Origin of the sequence: Mesorhizobium sp. (genome assembly GCF_965229135.1) — a bacterium.
In the GTDB taxonomy this organism is placed as follows: domain Bacteria; phylum Pseudomonadota; class Alphaproteobacteria; order Rhizobiales; family Rhizobiaceae; genus Mesorhizobium.
Genome location: NZ_OZ245860.1, coordinates 4337717 through 4355726 on the forward strand (window position 1 = coordinate 4337717; position 18010 = coordinate 4355726).

Consider the following 18010-nt stretch of genomic DNA (forward strand, 5'->3'; position numbering starts at 1 on the left):
GCGGGACACATATTCGTGAATGGTCCCGATTTCAAATGGTGGCGGCCTTACTGTACCGTCTGGACGGTCTTGTCAATTGGGCCTAAGCTTGCGATGAGAGGCGCCATGAAAGCTCAGAGACCGAATTCGCGCGAAAAAATTCTCGCGGCGGCAGCCGATGTCGCGCGGGAAACCGGGCCCGGAAGCCTGTCGCTGGACGCGGTCGCCAGCCGCGCAGGAGTGTCGAAGGGCGGACTGTTGTATAATTTCCCCACCAAGGCGAAATTGATGCAAGGTCTCGTCGAGGACTATCTGCACGAGTTCGAACAGGCACTGGAATCCGCCGCCCGGACAAGCGACGTCAGCGGCGAGAGCCCGCTTGCCGCGTATATCCGTCTCTCGGCCAATGATTGCGAGGATACGCAGCCCTCGGCATCCTGGATATTTTCCGCGATCGCCGAGGATCCCGACTTCCTGGCGCCGATAAAATCGTTCAAGCAGCAGCTTTTCCAAAGGCTGAAGGGCGAGACGCCGAGCCTCAAGGCGTTGCTGATCTGCTTTCTCGCCATCGAGGGGTTGCGCAGCATGAACCTCTTCGATTCAGATATCCTGTCGCAGAACGAACGCGAGTTGCTCGTTTCGTCGCTGCTGGAGATTGCCAAATAGACGTCGTTGCCCGGCGCGCGATGCGCCGGGAGACATTCATCCGGCGGTCCGCTCGATATCCCGGCGCAGAACGATCGCGGTTGTGAGATCCTCGACACCGCCATGGCTGGCGACGGCATCGCGCAGCGTGTTCAGCCGATCGATCGACGGCACTTCGACTTCGACGATCAGGTCGAGCTGGCCGCTGACCGATGACACCCGCCGCACCTCCGGATAGCGCGCCAATTGGTCGAGGATGCCGATCGATGGCGTGCGCACCAGCGTGACGAACAGAAAGGCGACGACCATTCCCTTGTCCATCTGGCCGATATCGGCCCGGTAGCCGCGAATGACGCCGCTCTTCTCAAGCGCGGCGACCCGCTCGCTGGTTGCGCTGCGCGACAGGCCTATGCGCCCGGCAAGCGTCTTCAGCGGGATACGGGCTTCCTTCGACAGGATGCCGAGAATGTCCCGGTCCTTGGCGTCCAGTTCCCTCATCGCCCCCGCTCCCAGTGGTTCCGTTAAACTGCCGGTCGATGCAGTCATTGTGACGGCACAACCGACGCTTTGCCGGATGCCCGATTTTTTGACCCATGCCAAGCTTCGGCGAAAGCAAATCCGGATTCCGCATGACCGACGTCTCCCACCCAGCCCCGCAATTCTCACCCAACGAAGCCGTCGAATTTGTCGGGGGGCATTTCGGCGTTGCAGGCGTCGTCGCGCCGCTCGAAAGCGAGCGCGACCAGAATTTCAAGCTGACTGCCCCGGACGGATCGTTCTGGATCCTGAAGATCGTCAACGCCAGCGAGCCGGATGGCGAGAGCGAATTCCAGACAGCACTGCTCGACCATCTCGAACGCAACGCGCCTGGCCTGGCCGCGCCACGCCTCAGGAAGACGGTGCTTGGCACACCGCTTGCCCATGTCGCCGGCGCTGGTCGCGAAAGACACGCCGTGCGCCTGGTGTCATGGCTTCCCGGCCAGCCGCTTGCCCAATGCCGGTCCACGCCGGGCCTCCTTGCCAGCCTCGGCGGCGCGCTTGGCCGGCTCGACCGTGCCTTGCAAGGGTTCATCCACCCCGGCGCGCTGCGGTCGTTCGACTGGGACATCCGCCGGGCAGGTGCCGCGCGCGCGCGCCTGCACCATATCGCCGACGACAGGGATCGCGCCCTGCTGACCGGGTTCATCGATCACTTCGATGCCAAGGTGGCGCCACGGTTGCCGGCTTTGCGGGCACAGGTGATCCACAACGACGCCAATGACTGGAACGTGCTTGTCGATCCGGCAGAGCCGGAGCGCGTCGCCGGATTGATCGACTTCGGCGACGCCCTGTACAGTGTGCTGATCGCCGAGGTCGCCGTCGCCTGCGCCTATGCCATCCTCGAAGCCGAGGATCCGATCGGTGACGCGGCCCGGCTGGTTGCCGGGTTCCACGCCGAATATCCGTTGCGCGAGGAGGAGGTGGAGCTTCTCTTCGATCTTATCGCCATGCGGCTCGTGACCTCGGTGACGCTCTCGGCCGCCCGCAAGGATCGGACCGCCGACAATCCATACCTCGCCATCAGCGAGGCGCCGGCCTGGCGGCTGCTGCGGCGCATGGGGCTGATGAACCGGCGTTTCGCCACGGCGATCCTGCGCCACGCCTGCGGCTTCGAGGCCACTGCGGGAGCCGCCGCCGTGACAAGCTGGATCGGCGCCAACCGCAAGCACCTGGCTGGTATACTCGACCGGCATCCAGCGACGCTTGCCAAGGCGATCGTGCCTTACGGCGATCCCCATCATCCGATGACGGTGACATCGGCCGCAAGGCAGCCGGACAAGGCGACCGCGTGGTGGGACAATTATTGCGCCGAGAATCGCATCGCATTGGGCATCGGCCCGTGGGGCGAGGAGCGCACGGTCTACACCAGCGACATCTTCCGGTCCCGTTTCGTCGAAGGCGGCCGCCGCGCCCACCATCTTGGCCTCGACCTGTTCATGCCGGCGGGCACGAGGCTTTATACGCCGCTCGCGGCGACGGTGAAAAGCGTCGAGATCGAGGAAGACCCGCTCGGCTATGGCTGCCTCGTTGCGCTGCTCCACGAGCCCGAGGGCTGTCCGGCCTTCATCACCCTTTGGGGGCATCTCGCGCATGAGGTGGCCAGGCGGCTGAAGGCCGGCGACCGTCTCGAAGCGGGCGCTGTTGTCGGCGAAATGGGCGTGGCGGCGGAAAATGGCGGCTGGGCGCCGCATCTGCATTTCCAGATATCGACCGACGCAAGCCTCCCGGCGCGCGACATCCTCGGCGTTGGCGAGGCGCGTTATCTCGACGTGTGGAAGGAGCTGTTTCCGGATGCCGCGGAACTCGCCGGCATACCGCCGGAAACCTTCCACCAAACCGGCCGGACCCGCCCGGAGATTGTCGCCGCGCGCAAGGCGTCGCTGCTGTCCAATCTCTCCATCTCCTATTCAGAGCCGATCAAGTTCGTGCGCGGCGAAGGCGCGTGGCTGATCGACGATCGCGGCCGCGCCTACCTCGACTGCTTCAACAATGTCTGCCACCTCGGCCATGCCCATCCCGACGTGGTCGAGGCGATCGCCAGACAGGCGGCGAAGCTCAACACCAACACGCGCTATCTGCACGACGCCATCGTCACCTACGCGGAACGGCTGACGGCGACATTGCCGGCCGGCCTGTCGGTTGCCTCCTTCGCCTGCTCCGGCAGCGAGGCCAACAGCCTGATGCTGCGCATGGCGCGCAACCACACCGGCCGCAACGAGGCGATCGTGCTCGACTGGGCCTATCACGGCACCACGCAGGAGCTGATCGACCTCAGCCCCTACAAGTACAAGCGCAAGGGCGGCAAGGGCCGCCCGCCGCATGTGTTCGAGGCGGTCATTCCCGACAGCTATCGCGCCCCGGACGACTGGCCGCTGGCGGAGCACGCGGAACGTTTCGCCGAAAGCGTCGCCGAACAGATCGCCGATATGGCGAAGCAGGGCAGGGCACCTGGTCTTTTCCTCGCCGAATCGATCCCGAGCGTCGCCGGCCAGGTGTTCCTTCCCGACGGCTATCTGAAGCAAGTCTACGAGATGGTGCGCGCCGCCGGCGGCATCTGCGTCGCCGACGAAGTACAGGTTGGCTTCGGGCGGGTCGGCAGCCATTGGTGGGCCTTCGAGACGCAGGGCGTCACGCCCGACATCGTCACCATGGGCAAGCCGATCGGCAACGGCCACCCGATGGCGGCGCTGGTGACGACCTCGGAGATCGCCGCCTCGTTCAACAACGGCATGGAGTACTTCAACACGTTCGGCGGCAATCCGGTGTCCTGCGCGGCGGGGCTTGCCGTGCTCGATGTCATCGAACGCGACGGCCTGCGGCGGAACGCGGCCGAGATCGGCGACTATCTGCTCGCGCGGTTCAGGCAGTTGAAGGCGTGCTACGAGATCATCGGCGATGTGCGGGGCCAGGGGCTCTTCCTCGGCATCGAACTGGTCGAGGACCGCAAGGGCAAGGCGCCGGCGACCGCGCTTGCGCGCCGCATCAATGACGGGGTCAGGGCGCGCGGCGTGCTGATCGGCACCGAAGGTCCGCATGACAATGTGCTGAAGATGCGGCCGCCGATGATCTTCAGCCGGACCAATGCGGATCATCTGGTCGACGTTCTCGATGAAACCTTCGCCTCGGTCCTGGCGGAAAGGGCGTAGCACAAGCCCGCATGCCCCGGGCATGCGGACAGAACATGAAGACAGCAAGTTTGTGAACTTCCGGCGCCTGCGCGCCGGCGGGAGGAGAGGCTTTGACTCATAGAGGGAGGAAACCATGAAAGCATTGATCACTGCATTCCTGCTCGGCTCGGCGGCCATGGCCGCGCCGGCGAAAGCGGATACGCTCGACATCATCAAACAGCGGGGTGCTATAAATTGTGGCGTCAGCCAGGGCGTCGCGGGCTTCTCGTCTCCGGACAACCAGGGGAAATGGACCGGCTTCGACATCGATTTCTGCCGCGCGGTGTCGGCGGCCGTGTTTGGCGACGCCGATAAGGTCAACTACGTTCCGCTTTCTACCAAGGAGCGTTTCACCGCCCTGCAGTCGGGAGCCGTCGACCTGCTGTCACGCCAGTCGACCTGGACGCTGTCGCGCGACAGCGGCCTCGGCATCCATTTCGTCGGTACCACCTATTATGACGGCCAGGGTTTCATGGTGCGCAAGAACCTCGGCGTCGACAGCGCGCTTAAACTCTCCGGCGCCACGATCTGCGCCGAACAGGGCACGACGACGGAGCAGAACGTCGCCGACTATTTCACCGCCAACAAGCTGAAATACGAGCCCGTCGTCATCGATTCCGCTGACGGCATCATCAAGGCGTTCGATACCGGCCGCTGCGATGTCTACACCACGGACGCTTCTGCGCTCTATGCGCAACGCCTGAAACTCACCGATCCCGGCGCCTACACTGTACTGCCCGAGATCATTTCGAAGGAGCCGCTCGGGCCTGCCGTGCGCCAGGGCGACGACAAATGGTTCAACATCGTGCGCTGGACGTTGTTCTCGCTGGTCGAGGCCGAGGAGGAAGGCATCACCCAGGCCAATGCCGAAGCCTCGCTGAAAACGCAGAATCCGGTGGTGCGCCGGTTCCTCGGCGTCGAAGGCGACAATGGCAAGCAGCTCGGGCTCGATGCCGCCTTTGCCTACAACATCGTAGCGAAGGTCGGTAACTATGGCGAGGTTTTCGAGCGCAATCTCGGCAAGTCCAGCGAGCTGAAGATCGCGCGGGGGCTCAACGCACTGTGGAACGCCGGCGGCATCATGTACGCACCGCCGGCTCGCTGAGGGTCGAATATTGGCGGGGCCATAGCGGCCTGCGCGCGTCTTACACCTGCGCAGGCCGTTGTCTCAGCCCGGCCTGAACGCCTTGCCTGTCGATGGATCGAAGAGACGCAGCGCATCCTCCTCGAAAGTGAACACGCAGTTCTGGCCCTTGGCGATGCCGGTGCGTGGCGGCAGGCATGCCGTCAGCCGCTGTGTGCCGATCCTGGCGGTGGTGACAAGTTCAGGGCCGGTCAGTTCGACGACTTCGATCCCAACCGGCAAGGAGAAGTCCGTCGCGGCTCCGGTCGCCACCCGGAGTGCCTCGGGCCTGATACCGACGACGACCGGAGAGCCGTCGCTGGCCGCGTTCCGATAGCGCGCGGGCAGGGACAGTTTCACACTGGAATCGGCAATAGCCAGTTTTCCGCCTTCGAGAACGGCCTGCAGCATGTTCATCGACGGCGCGCCGACAAAACCAGCGACGTAGAGCGTTGCCGGATGGTTGTAGATCTCCTCGGGCGTGCCGAGTTGCTCGATCCTGCCGTCGCGCATCACGGCGATCCGCGTCGCCAGCGTCATCGCCTCGATCTGGTCGTGGGTGACATAGACGACGGTGGTCTGCAGCAGCTGGTGCAGGCGCTTGAGTTCGGTGCGCATTTCCAGGCGCAGCTTTGCATCGAGGTTGGACAGCGGCTCATCGAACAGGAACACTTGCGGCTTGCGCACAAGCGCCCGGCCAATGGCGACGCGCTGGCGCTGGCCGCCGGAAAGCTGGCTCGGCTTGCGGTCGAGCAGGTTCTCGATCTGCAGCAGTTTTGCCGCTTCGCGCACGGCCTTGTCGCGCTCGGCGGCCGCAACCCCGCGCATCTCCAGGCCAAAGCCGATGTTGCGATGGACCGTCAGGTTCGGATAGAGCGCATAGGACTGGAACACCATGGCGATGTCGCGGTTCTTGGGATGAACGCCAAGGATCGAACGGCCGCCGATCAGCACGTCGCCGCTGGTCGCCTCGGCGAGGCCGGCAATGATGTTGAGAAGCGTGGACTTCCCGCAGCCCGACGAGCCGAGCAGCACCAGGAACTCGCCGCTCTCCAGCGCGATGTCGATGCCTTTCAGTGTTTCGACACTGCCGTAGCTCTTGCGGATGTTGCGGATTTCAAGCGCGCTCATGCATGGCTTCCTCGAAATGCATCGGCCCGCCATAGTTGCGGGGCAAGGTGGAGATCGCACGCGACGCCACGCGGGTGGCGGCGGACAGGCAAGCGGTCAGCGTCTGGTCCTGTGCAAGGGCCGCGAGGAATGCCGCGTTGAAGACATCGCCGGCGCCGATCGTGTCGACGACCTTCACGCCGGGCGCCGTGGCCTCCACCGGAATGCCGTCGGGACCGATGGCGATCGCGCCCTCAGGTCCGCGCTTGACGATGACAGTGGCGCCCTTCTTCATTCCGGACCTGATTGCTTGCGCGGCGTCCATCGGGCTTTCCAGCCGTGCCAGGGTGACGGTCTCGACCTCGTTGAAAAGCGCCAGTTCGCAGCGCGACAGCCAGGCGCGCGCGGCGTCGCAATTGGCTGGCGTCCAGCCGTCGATCGGCCAGCCGGTGTCGAGCGCGACGGCGATGCCGTGGCTGTCGGCCCAGTCGAAGAACGCATCATAGTCGGCGGTGAGGTCGTCGGTCAGGAAGGACCCGCACAACAATGCGTGGCCGCCGGACAAGCGCTTGCCGTCGAGGACCGAAAACACATCGGCCAGGCTGAAGCGTGGCAAGTGTCCGCGCGTGGTGAAGAAGGTCCGTTCGCCGTCCGGATGGGTCATGCCGACGGAAAGCGTCGTGCCTTCGGGACGCACCGGCCATCTGTCGGCACGGCGGCCAAAGGCTTCGCGAAGCCAGCGGCCGAACTGGTCGTCACCGACATTGGCGGCGATCTCGAAGTCGATGCCCAGCGCCTCCCAAGCGAGCGCGCTGTTTCCCGCCTGGCCGCCGACGCGCAATTCGTCGTGGTCGACGATGATTTCCGTTCCGGCCTTCGGCCACGGTGCGACCGGGCCGACGATCAGGTCAACATTGACGTTGCCGATCACTGCGAGCGGTCGCATCATTCGCTCCTGGTGATCTTGCTGGAACGAACCGGCTTGCCGGCATTGTCGACGCGGGCGTCGGCAAAGGCGACCATCAGGCGTTGCGCCACCGGCAGCATGGCCAGGATCGCGGCCATGCCGGATTGAGGCTTGAATGCAAGCGTGACGGCGCCGGCGGCCGGCGCTTGCCCGGATGAATCGAAGATGACCAGCGGCGAGCCGGCCTCGACCACGGAGGCGGCCATGCCGGCGACGAGGTCCGAGGTCTGGTCGTTGCCACGAAACAGAATGACGCCGACCTTGGCGCCGAGCATTTCCATCGGGCCATGGCGGAGCTGGCCGCCTTCCAGCGAAAAGCAGGGCAGCCGCGACAGTTCGGTGAGGCCAAGCGCGATGGCTTCGGCGAGGCCCTGCAATTGGCGGCCCGACGTGACGATACTGGTCACGTCGCTCAGCGCGGCAAGCGCCCCCTCGATGTCGCCGGCGTCGGGGCCTTCAAGTACAGCGAGTGCGGCAGCCGGGTCCTGGCCGAGCGCCGACAGGATTGCGAGATGCAGCGCGAAAGTGACGGTCAGGCTGCGGGTGGCGGCGAAGGCCAGTTCGGTGCCGCCGGCGCCGACGAGGCAGGGAACCGTGCGAGCCAGGAACGAGGCCTCCTCAAGCGTCAGGCCGAATGTGTCGGAAGCGACGCTGGCCTCCGAGAACCACCTGACGACTTCGGCGCTTTCGCCGGATTGTGACGTCACCAGCACGGTCCTGCCCGCCAGCGGCAGCGGCTGGCCGAGCTGCTCGGAAAGCGGCAGGGCAATGGCGTCGATGCCGGCCGCGCGGTAAAGCGGTTCGACGGCGCGCGCCACGGCATGCGAGCCGCCCATGCCAAGCAGGAGCAGACGCCCGGTCTGCCGGATCGAGGTGGCGACCCTTGCGGCCATGTCAACGTTCTGTCGGAACGAGGCAGTCGCGTCCGCATGCTGGCGCGCCATTTCACGATCAATCGCGACGAGCCCGGCCGGTCGGTTTTTTGCTGCAGTCATCACTATCCTTTCACGCCACCACTGGTCAGGCCGGAGATCAGCGCACGCTGCATGACGAGGCCGATCAGAACCGGCGGCAAGGCGGCCAGCACGCCGGCTGTCGCGATCAATCCGTAGTCGGAGACACGTCCCCCAGCCAGATCGGCGATGGCGACGGTCAGGGTCTTGGCGCGCTGGTCCGAAGTGAACAGCAACGCGTAGAAGAATTCGTCCCAGGCGAGCAGCAGGGCGAACAATGCGGAGGTCGCCATCACCGGGGCGGCCAGCGGCAGCGTGATGATGCGCAGCGTCTGGAACAGGCCGGCGCCGTCGATCATCGCGGCGGCCTCGATTTCGCGCGGGATCGAATCGAAGCCTGACTTCATCAGCCACGTGGTGAAGGGCGCCAGGATCGTCAGATAGACCAGCGCCAGACCGAAGACGTTGTTGAGCAAGCCGAGATGCGACAGCCCCATATAGAGCGGCACGGCCAACGCTACCGGCGGCAGCATGTAGGTGGCGATGACCATCGACAGCGACCAGCCGATCGACGGCGTGCGCGAGACCGCCCATCCGGCGGGAATGGCCAGGAGCAGGCCGGCAAGCGTCGCCATGCCGGCGATTTCGAGGCTGTTGCGCAGTGACGAGGTGAAGGCGGCGCCAGCGCTGTTTTCCGCCGTCGACAGCAGCTGCTGGTAGCGGGAGAAGTCGACGCTCTGCGGCCACCAGCGCAGCGGCTTGGCGGCGAGGTCGGCGGCTGGCGATATGCTCATGATGAACAGCCAGGCAATGGGCGCCAGGATGATGACGGCGAGCAGCAGCGCGCAGGCATGGATGAAGATGCTGAAGGCGGGGCTTTTGCGTTCCATCAGGTGGCACTCCCGGCGCTCTTGCGGACCAACGCGGCGTAGGCGACAGCCAGAACGGTCACGAGCAATGTGACGATCAGCGCCAGTGACGCACCGGAGCCGGCACGCTGGAAGGAAAAGGCCTCCTGGTAGACGAGGATCGACAGGGTGCGCGTGCTGTTGGCCGGGCCACCACGGGTCATCACCCAGATGATGTCGAAGACCTTGAAGGCCTCGATGGTGCGCAGCACCAGCGCCACCATCAGCGGCCCCGCGAGATAGGGCAGGATGACAAAGCGGAAGCGGTTGAAAGCCCCGGCGCCGTCGACCAGCGAGGCAGCCGTGATATCACGCGGAACCGCCTGCAGGGCCGCCAGCGCAATCAGCGCCACCAACGGAAAATTCTTCCAGCAATCGGCGACGATCAGCGCCGCCAGCGCGGTTCCCGGTTCACCCAGCCAGGAGCGATAGGCATCGATGAGATGCAGTTGCGTGAGTGCCGCGTTCAGCGCGCCATATTCAGGATTGTAGATGAGCCGCCACAGCGTGGCGTTGACCACCGTCGGCAGCGCCCAGGGCAGGATCATCAGTGCCCGCAACACGGCGCGGCCGTAAAACTGCTGATTGAGCAGAAGTGCGGCGAGAACGCCGATCACCATTTCCGCTGCCACCGAGATGACGGCGAACAGGGTGGTGGTGACCAGCGTGCGCTGGAAGTTCGAGCTGGACAGCATGTTGGTATAATTGCCGAAGCCGACGAAATTGCCGCCCGTGCCGATGAGCTTGGCATCGGTAAAGGAAAGGCCGACCATGTCGATCAGCGGCCAGCCGATGACGGCGACCATGACCACGAGAAGCGGCAGCATCAGCAGCCACGCACGGGTTGTCATCCATGTGCCCGACATGGGAGGCGCCTCTTCTCATTCGTCTGGATCTGGACATAGCACGGGCGGCACCATAGCGCCGCCCGCATCGAGGATATCAGCTCAGAGGCCGCTGTTCTTGGCGGCGGTGTTCAAGGCGTCCTCGGGTGAGGACTGGCCGAGAAGCGATTCCTGGATCGCCTGCTGTAGGGCGGTCGACAGTTCCTGATACTTTGGCGTGGTCGGGCGCGGATACATCGCGGCCAGTCCAAGCTTGGCCGCGGCGATCAGCTCTTCCTGACCCTTGGTGACTGCCGGATCGTCATACGAAGACGCCCAGATCGGCAGCGAGAGCTTGGCGTACTGGTTCTGCGTCGCCTGCGAGGTCATGAAGGTGATGTATTTCCAGGCTTCGTCCTGGTGCTTGCTGACCGCAGTGACGCCAAGGCCCATCGAGCCGTTGACCGCGGAAACCTCGCTCTTGCCGGCAACGCCGGGCGCCGGCACGACGCCAACCTTGCCCGCGACCTTGCTGTCCTTGGGATCGTTGGCCATGTTGTACATGTAGGTCCAGTTCAGCGCGAAGGCGGCGTCGCCGTTCTCGAACACCTTGCGCACATCCTCTTCCAGGAATTCCTTGGAATTCGGGTTGGTGAGGCCCGACTTGTAGCTTGCCACCATGTATTTCAGGGCGTCGAGACCGCCGCCGTTCTGGAAGTCGGGCTTGCCGCCCTTGAGGAAGTCGCCGCCATAGGCGCTGACCAGCGTGGTGTAGTCGCACACCGCGGCTTCGGCCTGCGACCAGCTCCAGGCGATGGGCGTGGCGACGATGCCCTTGTCCTTGATGATCTTGGCCTGTTCGGTCAGCTCTTCCCAGGTCTTCGGCGGCGTCTTGATGCCGGCCTTTTCCAACATTTCCTTGTTGTAGAAGAGGTATTTGGTATCGAGGATCCAGGGCATGCCATAGGATTTGCCGTCATACTGGACGGTGGTCCATGCGCCGGGCAGGACGCCCTTCTTCATGTCGTCGGTGATGCGCGAGGAGACGTCGACCAGCACCTTGTTGGTCGCGTATTCGGCTGGCCAGATGACGTCGAACAGCACGACGTCATAGCCGCCGCCCGAGCCCTGCGCGAGCACGGTCTTGTCGTGCAGGCCTTCATAGGGGACGAATTCGAGATTGACCTTGATGTCCGGATTGGCCTTGGTGAAGGCATCCGTCATGGCGCGAACGTCGGCCTCGCTATAGGCGGCCTGGGCCATGAAAAGCGCGTTGAGCGACGTTTCGGCGAAAGCGTGGGGAACCAACAGCCCCCCGACAAAGACTGCACCCAACAGGGTCTTACCGATCGATTTCAGCATCTTCTTCTCCCATTTCCGATGTTGACGGGTCGGCTGTCCATGTTGCCTTCCCGGGTTGATGTCGCGTGACCTATGTTTCCCAACCGGTTGGCGGTGACGGGAAATGCCCCTCGCCGTATTGTTTCCGCGGTTGGTTTCGCCATTAAGTCAACCCGCTTGACTTAATTAGTCGATCAATATTCTAATGGAGTCAAGAGGGGAAACACCGGTGAACGATGTCAGTCCGATCCGCGCCAAAAGCGGCACCAACCAGGAAGGCACGAGCGCGCACAACCGCCGTGTCATGATCGAGGCGCTGCGCCTCAATGGCGCGCTTTCGCGAGCCGATCTGGCGCGGGCGACGCAGCTGACCAAGCAGGCCGTTTCCAACATCATCGAGGATCTCGAACGAGATGGCCTCGTCGTCGGGCTCGATACGGTTCGAAAGGGCAGGGGCCAGCCCTCGACCCCCTACAGGCTGGTTCCCGAAGGGGCCTTTGCGATCGGCCTGCAAATCGACCGCCACCTGACGCGGGCCGTCGCCGTCGACCTGGTCGGCAGCGTGCTGGCGCGGGCGGAAGCGAACCTGCCGTTTGACGAGCCGTCGAAAGGCGTCGAGGTCATCCTCGGCCTCGTCGATGGTGTCCGGCGTCAACTGGCTGGCATTTCCGCCCAATCGGAAGGACGCCTCGTCGGTCTCGGCGTCGCCATGCCAGGCCCCTTCGGGCTGAAGAACTCGGACGACAAATGGATGATGCCTGCCTGGCAGAAATTTCCACTGCTGGAGACGCTTGCCGCCGGCACAGGCTTGAATGTCGGCTTGCAGAACGACTCCGCCGCCTGCGCGACGGCGGAACGCATGGTCGGCGCCGCGCATGGGGTCGATCACGCGGTCTGTCTTTATGTCGGCTACGGTATCGGCGCCGGGCTGATCCTGAACGGTGAGCTCTACAGCGGCGGCCATGGCAATGCGGGCGAGATCGGCATGGCGCTGCTGTCACCGGCCGGCCCGGGTTCGACGCCGCTCGAACATCGGGCGTCACTCGCGTCGCTCTATCAGCACCTTGGCCTCGATCCCGCCGATGACGGGCTCTACAACCGGATCGGCATGATGACCGCGGCCGAAGATCCCAGGATCATGGCCTGGATAGAGGGCGCGGCGCATGATTTGCGCTGGAGCGTGCATCTCATCGAGACAATCTTCGATCCGCAGACCGTCATCCTGACCAGTGGCGCGCCGGAGGCGCTGGCCCGACGCCTCGTCGAAGGCATGCATCCGCTGCTGCCGTCGATCGCCGACCGGCCCGGGCGAAACCTGCCGCGCCTGCAGCTTGGCACCACGGATCCCTGGTCGATCGCGATCGGCGCGGCGGCGGCGCCGATCAGCCGGGCTTTCGACCCGCTGTTCTCGGCGATCCTGAAAACGAGATCCGACGGTTTCTGAGGGCGCCATCGATCAAGCGCGGCCATGCGTTCGCGCGAAGTTACGCGGCGTCACACAAGGTTCATTGTACGGACATAGCGTTCCCCCGGTTCTTTGCTGCGATGCAAAAGGAGTGGGACATGGTGGATATAGTTTCTAGTGAAGCGGGTATTCCGAGACCGGAGCATCCGCTGGAGCGGTCGGGCAGCGCAAAGTGGTTCTTGCCGGCCTTCGGCGTGCTCGTGCTGGTTGGCATCGTCTATGTCGGCTACGCGCTTAGCCAGGACCTTGCCGTGGCCAAGACGGTGCCATGGATCCTGCTTGGAATCGCCTTGCTCATTGCGCTTGGCTTCGAATTCGTCAACGGCTTCCACGACACGGCCAATGCGGTGGCGACGGTTATCTATACGCGTTCGCTGCCGGCGGAATTCGCGGTCATGTGGTCGGGCGCCTTCAACTTCCTCGGGGTTCTCACATCGAGCGGCGCCGTGGCGTTCGGCATCCTGTCGCTGCTGCCGGTCGAGCTGATCCTGCAGGTCGGGTCATCTTCCGGCTTCGCCATGGTTTTCGCTCTGCTCATCGCCGCCATCCTTTGGAATCTCGGCACTTGGTTCCTTGGCCTGCCGGCGTCCAGTTCGCACACCATGGTCGGCTCGATCATCGGCGTCGGTCTCGCCAACCAGTTCATGGCGCCCGTCGGCAGCGCGACCAGCGGTGTCGACTGGTCACAAGCGACCAATGTCGGGGTGACCTTGCTGGTTTCGCCGATCGTCGGCTTCTTCGCCGCAGCGGCCCTGCTCTATGCGATGAAGTTCCTCATTCGCAATCCGGCGCTCTACGAGTCCCCCAAGGGCAACGCGCCGCCGCCCCTGTGGATCCGTGCGCTGCTGATCTTCACCTGCACCGGTGTCAGCTTCGCGCATGGCTCTAATGACGGACAGAAGGGCATGGGCCTGATCATGCTGATCCTGATCGGCGTGGTGCCGACCGCCTACGCGCTCAACCGCACCCCGGACATCAATTATCTCGAAGCCTACAAATCGGCTTCCGCCAGCGTCGAGCAGGCGCTGGGCAAATATGTCAAGCCGGGCGTCACCGTCACTGATGCCAAGGCGGCCGTCCAGGATGCCGTGCGCACCAGGACCTGGAGCGACCAGACGACGCTCGCGTTGCAGACATACATCCACAACACGACCGCTGAGCTGCAGCCCTACGCCACGGTCGAAAAGGTGCCGACCGATCTGGTGAGCAATGCCCGCAACGACATCTATCTGATTGGCGAGGCGCTCAAGCTGATCGACAAGAAGCAGTTGCTGCCGATGCAGCCGGCCGATCTGAAAGCGGTGACCGACTACCACAAGGCCGTCGACAACGCGACGAAGTTCATCCCGATCTGGGTGAAGGTTGCGGTCGCGCTGGCGCTTGGGCTAGGCACGATGGTTGGCTGGAAGCGCATCGTCGTCACGGTCGGCGAGAAGATCGGCAAGAGCCATCTGACCTATGGCCAGGGTGCCGCCGCCGAGCTCGTCGCCATGGTCACCATCGGCATGGCCGATCGGCTGGGCCTGCCGGTGTCGACGACCCATGTGCTGTCATCGGGGGTCGCCGGAACGATGGCGGCGAACGGCTCGGGGCTGCAATGGGCAACGGTGCGCAACCTGGCGCTTGCCTGGGTGCTGACGCTGCCCTGCTCGATCGCGCTCGCCTTCGTGCTGTTCATCATCTTCCGCCAGGTTTTCTGAGCGGAACAAGGGCTCTCAAACAAAAGGCAGCGCCGGTCGCCGGCGCTGCCTTTTTCTTTGACCGAGCACCGCGTGCAATTAGGCGAGGACGTACTGGTTTCTGTTGACGTGGAACATGCCTATTGGCCGAAACGCCTATCGCTTCGTCATCCTATGGCGGAGCAAGGAGTGAAGCGACGCGGCGCAGACCATGGGATCCATGCCGCGACTCCTGAGCGTTGCTGCGGAACAGAATTCTGCTTGGCTGCACCTTCGGCTGAGGTCGCGGCATGGATACTTGGGTCTTCGCTCCGCTTCGCGTCGCTACGCCCAAGGATGACGACGTCGGGACACTATGTCGGGTCTTCGCGATGCAGGTCGTGGATGGCGACGCCGTCGACGGTGGTCGGCAATGTCAGCCACTGGCGATGACGCAAGGTGCGTTGCGTGTCTTCCAGCCCGGTGTCCCAATGCTCGCGCATCGAGGTGCCCGAGAACTCGTAATCCTTGGCGTGGCCCTCATAACCTTTGTGCTGGTAGATGAGGTGGACGATGTTGACGACGCCGGCATTCGAATAGTCCTCGATCAGCTCCTTCTCGCCTTCCGCCAGCAATTCCGCGGGGACGCGCTTCAAGGCATCGAGCAGCTTCATCTTCAGCCCGTGAATGCGCTGGAAGTTGTCGGTATTCTGCCTGGTGCGGCTGGAATACATGATGTCCTTGTGACGCGACAGGACGTCCGGCATGCTGCGCGGCAGGACACCGCGCGCGCTGAACAGGTCGACCTGGAACACCAGCGACGAGCGATCTTCTTCCTGGTCGAGCAGATATTGCAGTGGCGTGTTGGAGACGATGCCGCCGTCCCAGTAATATTCGCCTTCGATGCGGATCGAGGGGAAAGCGGGCGGCAACGCGCCGCTGGCCATGATGTGCTCCGGCTCGATGCGCACCTTGTCGGTGTCGAAGTAAACGAAGTTGCCGGTCCTGACGTTGACCGCGCCGACGCTCAGCCGCTTCTTGCCGTCATTGAGAATGTCGAAGTCGATCAGGCTTTGCAGCGTGTCCTTCAACTCGGCCGTGTCGTAGAAGCTGGTGGCGCCTTCGGCACCTTGTGGCTCGAACCAGGGATTGGGATTGCGCGGCTTGAAGAAGCCGGGCTGCCCCATGGTCATCGTCATCCACGAACTGGCGCGGTTGCGGATGTCGCGGTAAAAGTCGCCTTCCGGCGTATAAGCCCAGATCTTGCGCCCCGAAATCGTCTGCCAGAACTGCTCGAGCCGCTGCAGGCGGCGGCTGGGCTCATTGCCGGCGATGATCGAGGCATTGATGGCGCCGATCGACACGCCGGACAGCCAGGTCGGTTCGCAGCCGGCGTCGGCGAGCGCCTGATAGACGCCGGCCTGATAGGCGCCGAGCGCGCCACCGCCCTGGAACACCAGCGCGACACGGTCATACTGCGCCGAGATTTCCTCGATGGTGGCGGCCTGCTTGTTTCGGTTGCGTTCAAGCACGGGCTTTCTCCAGCTGGTTCGTGCTGGCCGAGGACCGGCCGTGATCGGCAAGATAGTCGTGCATCACCTCGCCCAGCCCGAGCGTCAGATCGGCGGTGAAGTGGACGGCGGACACGATGTCGAGCACCGGCAGTTTTGCCACGTCGGCCATGACATGGGGCCGCAGGTCGAGCGCGGCGGGCGCTGTCCAGGCTTCCTTCAGCGTGACGTCTGTCAGGTAATAGCGCACCAGCTCGCAAATGCGTGGGCTGCCGTCGACATGCGGGATGATCTTGATCAGGAAATTGGGGGCTGCCAGCGAGGCAAGCACGCTGTCATGGTCTGCTTCGCGGTGTTTGTAACCCATCGTGCCGGTGGCGCAGAGCAGGCTGCCATAGTGCAGCGTTCCGACGATCACCTCGCCTTCGTGGACGATCTTGGGGCTGGCGAGCTTCTTGGGAAAACCCCAGAGTTCGCGGCCGCCGGCGATCGGCGCATCGTCATCGAGATACATCGAATGAACGTAGCCGCCGTGCTGGCCCTTGTAGCGCACGGGGATCACCTGGCCGGTTTCGGTGTAGTCGCCGAAGCCGGTCGAGTCCGGCATGCGGATGAACTCGTACTTGACCAGCGGCTCGTCTATTTCCAGCGGCTCCGGCACCACGGCCTCGAGGGCTTCGCGCGTCGTGCGGTAGGTGATGATGACGTATTCGCGGTTGAAGAAACGATATGGCCCGGGCGGAAAGGAAGGGTTGGTCAGCGGCATCGCATAAGCGCGCTTCACGACATCGGCGATCTTCAAGGCTGTAGCCCCATCGCTTGAGGAACGACTGCGCGAGTGCGCACGGTTCTATGTTGCACGGCACCATGACAGTGCCGTGTCAGCCCCGAGCGCCCATTGGATGACCGTCGTTCTCCTGTAATCGAGCCGACATATGGCTGTGGCATTGTCATGCTGCGGCGCACAAAGGTGTGCCCTTCAAGTTCCTCCCACCTCTTGCGAGATCATCATGGCTTCCCTTTCTTCGAAGAGTGCCCTCGTTACCGGTTCGACCAGCGGCATCGGCCTGGCCATCGCCCGCGCCTTTGCAGCCGCGGGGGCCAACATCACCATCAATGGGCTCGGCGATGCGGCGGCCATCGAGCAGGAACGCGCCGGCATCGAGAAGGACTTCGGCGTCAAGTGCCGCTATTCGGACGCCAACATGATGGATGGCGCCGCGGTAACAGCCATGGTCCACGAGGCGGAGGCGGCCTTCGGCAGCCTCGACATCCTGGTCAACAATGCCGGCATCCAGCATGTCGCACCGATCGAGGATTTTCCCGACGACAAATGGGAAGCCATCATCCGCATCAACCTGCTGGCGGCGTTCTATGCGATCAAGGCGGCGCTGCCCGGCATGAAAGCGCGCAAATGGGGCCGCATCATCAACACGGCTTCCGCGCACGCGCTGGTCGCCTCGCCCTTCAAGTCGGCCTATGTGTCGGCCAAGCACGGCATTTCCGGCCTGACCAAAACGGTGGCGCTGGAGGCGGCACTTGACGGCGTCACCGTCAATGCGATCGCGCCCGGCTATGTCTGGACGCCTCTGGTCGAAAAGCAGATTCCCGACACGATGAAAGCGCGCGGCATGACCGAGGAGCAGGTCAAGCACGATGTGCTGCTGGCGGCGCAACCGACCAAGGAGTTCGTCACCGTTGATGAACTCGCCGCGCTGGCGCTGTTCCTGTGCTCGGACGCTGCCAAGCAGATCACCGGCACGACCTTGCCGATGGATGGCGGCTGGACGGCGCAGTAACGCCACCAGGGAATTTCATT

General features: G+C 63.8%; 15 protein-coding genes. 6 read left to right on the forward strand and 9 right to left on the reverse strand.

The window, feature by feature from the left end; translation table 11 throughout:
• The first annotated feature begins 105 nt into the window (after positions 1-105).
• Entirely contained in the window at positions 106-645 is a 540-nt protein-coding gene (locus tag ACO07C_RS20705; RefSeq protein WP_421916013.1) for a TetR family transcriptional regulator, read from the forward strand.
• Between the two features lie 36 nt (positions 646-681).
• On the opposite strand, the gene ACO07C_RS20710 is transcribed toward ACO07C_RS20705, so the two are convergent.
• Positions 682-1122 (reverse strand): Lrp/AsnC family transcriptional regulator, encoded by a 441-nt coding sequence (locus ACO07C_RS20710; protein ID WP_421916014.1) that lies wholly within the window; start codon positions 1120-1122, stop codon positions 682-684.
• A gap of 131 nt (positions 1123-1253) precedes the next feature.
• On the opposite strand from ACO07C_RS20710, the gene ACO07C_RS20715 reads away from it, so the two are divergent.
• Together ACO07C_RS20715 and ACO07C_RS20720 are read left to right on the forward strand one after the other, a co-directional pair.
• Positions 1254-4310 (forward strand): aminotransferase class III-fold pyridoxal phosphate-dependent enzyme, encoded by a 3057-nt coding sequence (locus ACO07C_RS20715; protein WP_421916015.1) that lies wholly within the window; start codon positions 1254-1256, stop codon positions 4308-4310.
• Positions 4311-4425: 115 nt separating this feature from the next.
• A complete protein-coding gene (locus ACO07C_RS20720) occupies positions 4426-5436 on the forward strand; it encodes an amino acid ABC transporter substrate-binding protein (protein ID WP_421916016.1) in 1011 nt (336 codons plus the stop codon).
• A gap of 63 nt (positions 5437-5499) precedes the next feature.
• On the opposite strand, the gene ACO07C_RS20725 is transcribed toward ACO07C_RS20720, so the two are convergent.
• From ACO07C_RS20725 to ACO07C_RS20750, 6 genes are all read right to left on the reverse strand, one after another.
• Positions 5500-6585, reverse strand: coding sequence for an ABC transporter ATP-binding protein (locus ACO07C_RS20725; RefSeq protein WP_421916017.1), 1086 nt, complete (start codon positions 6583-6585; stop codon positions 5500-5502).
• A complete protein-coding gene (locus ACO07C_RS20730; protein WP_421916018.1) occupies positions 6572-7510 on the reverse strand; it encodes a PfkB family carbohydrate kinase in 939 nt (312 codons plus the stop codon). Before ACO07C_RS20730 ends, ACO07C_RS20725 begins: the two co-directional genes overlap by 14 nt.
• Positions 7510-8532: an SIS domain-containing protein gene (locus tag ACO07C_RS20735; protein ID WP_421917578.1), complete on the reverse strand. Its 1023-nt coding sequence runs from the start codon at positions 8530-8532 to the stop codon at positions 7510-7512. The genes ACO07C_RS20730 and ACO07C_RS20735 overlap by 1 nt, the downstream gene beginning before the upstream one ends.
• On the reverse strand, positions 8529-9374 hold the full coding sequence (locus ACO07C_RS20740) for a carbohydrate ABC transporter permease (RefSeq protein ID WP_354463829.1): 846 nt from the start codon (positions 9372-9374) through the stop codon (positions 8529-8531). Before ACO07C_RS20740 ends, ACO07C_RS20735 begins: the two co-directional genes overlap by 4 nt.
• Entirely contained in the window at positions 9374-10258 is an 885-nt protein-coding gene (locus ACO07C_RS20745) for a carbohydrate ABC transporter permease (protein WP_421916019.1), read from the reverse strand. Before ACO07C_RS20745 ends, ACO07C_RS20740 begins: the two co-directional genes overlap by 1 nt.
• 81 nt (positions 10259-10339) lie before the next feature.
• Positions 10340-11578 (reverse strand): extracellular solute-binding protein, encoded by a 1239-nt coding sequence (locus ACO07C_RS20750; RefSeq protein ID WP_421916020.1) that lies wholly within the window; start codon positions 11576-11578, stop codon positions 10340-10342.
• Positions 11579-11786: 208 nt separating this feature from the next.
• Here ACO07C_RS20750 and ACO07C_RS20755 point away from each other — a divergent pair, with 208 nt between their 5' ends.
• Together ACO07C_RS20755 and ACO07C_RS20760 are read left to right on the forward strand one after the other, a co-directional pair.
• Complete coding sequence (locus ACO07C_RS20755) at positions 11787-13001, forward strand: ROK family protein (RefSeq protein WP_421916021.1); 1215 nt, start codon at positions 11787-11789, stop codon at positions 12999-13001.
• 119 nt (positions 13002-13120) lie between these two features.
• Positions 13121-14722 carry an inorganic phosphate transporter gene (locus ACO07C_RS20760; RefSeq protein WP_421916022.1) on the forward strand — a complete coding sequence of 534 codons (1602 nt, stop codon included), beginning with the start codon at positions 13121-13123 and terminating at the stop codon, positions 14720-14722.
• A 332-nt stretch (positions 14723-15054) separates the two neighbouring features.
• Here the strand turns inward: ACO07C_RS20760 and ACO07C_RS20765 are convergent, their stop codons facing one another.
• Positions 15055-16212 carry a patatin-like phospholipase family protein gene (locus tag ACO07C_RS20765; RefSeq protein ID WP_421916023.1) on the reverse strand — a complete coding sequence of 386 codons (1158 nt, stop codon included), beginning with the start codon at positions 16210-16212 and terminating at the stop codon, positions 15055-15057.
• Positions 16205-16993 (reverse strand): acetoacetate decarboxylase, encoded by a 789-nt coding sequence (locus ACO07C_RS20770; RefSeq protein ID WP_421916024.1) that lies wholly within the window; start codon positions 16991-16993, stop codon positions 16205-16207. Before ACO07C_RS20770 ends, ACO07C_RS20765 begins: the two co-directional genes overlap by 8 nt.
• 208 nt (positions 16994-17201) lie before the next feature.
• Here ACO07C_RS20770 and ACO07C_RS20775 point away from each other — a divergent pair, with 208 nt between their 5' ends.
• The gene (locus ACO07C_RS20775; protein ID WP_421916025.1) at positions 17202-17990 is read left to right on the forward strand and encodes a 3-hydroxybutyrate dehydrogenase; all 789 of its coding nucleotides are present in this window, start codon (positions 17202-17204) and stop codon (positions 17988-17990) included.
• Positions 17991-18010 lie beyond the last annotated feature (20 nt).